The sequence below is a fragment of the Halorubrum sp. Eb13 genome (assembly GCF_002252895.1).
GTDB lineage: Archaea > Halobacteriota > Halobacteria > Halobacteriales > Haloferacaceae > Halorubrum.
In genome coordinates, this window is record NZ_NHPE01000108.1 from 1 (window position 1) to 712 (window position 712).

General features: G+C 78.8%; 1 protein-coding gene. It reads left to right on the top strand.

The features are described from left to right. Positions 1–712 (top strand): glutamate ligase domain-containing protein (locus DJ75_RS12510; protein ID WP_275542308.1); only part of this gene is annotated, 712 nt, incomplete at both ends.

Here is a 712-nt window from a genome sequence, read left to right on the forward strand (position 1 = left end):
GCCGTCACGAACGGCGCGCCGGTCGCGACGGTGGCGGGGGCGGACACGGATCGGGAGGGAGACAACGGAGACGCCGCCGACGGGAACGCCGACGACGCCGCCGGCGACGGTCCCGACCCGTCCCCCGCCCTCTCCGTCGCCTACGACGGCCGCGTGAGCCCGACCGACGCCGAGGTGACGCTCGCCGGCGAGCTGGCGGGGACCTACCGGATCCCGCTCGTCGGCGACCACCAGGCGACGAACGCGGGGGTCGCCGTCGCGCTGGCCCGCCGGACCGCGGCGGCGCTGGCCGAACGGGCGGAGGACGGTGAGGGCGGCGACAGCGACGGAGGGACCGACCGCGCGGGCGCGGACGGCGACTCCCTCCCGGCGGCCGCGGTCCGCGACGGGCTCGCGCGGGCGACGTGGCCCGGCCGGTTCGAGGTGCTCGACACGGCGCCGCTGACGGTGCTCGACGGCGCGCACAACCCGGCGGCCTGCCGGACGCTCGCGGGGACGCTCGCCGAGTACGACTACGACGACCTCCACCTCGTCTACGCCGCGATGCACGACAAGGACCACGCCGGCGCAGCGGACGCCCTCCCCGACGCCGCCTCGGCGGTCACCTGTCGGCCGGCGCTCGACCGCGCGGAGGACCCGGAGGTGCTCGCGGCCGCGCTCCGGACCGCGGGCGTCGACGAGGTGACCGTCGGCGACGACGTGGCCGCCGCGC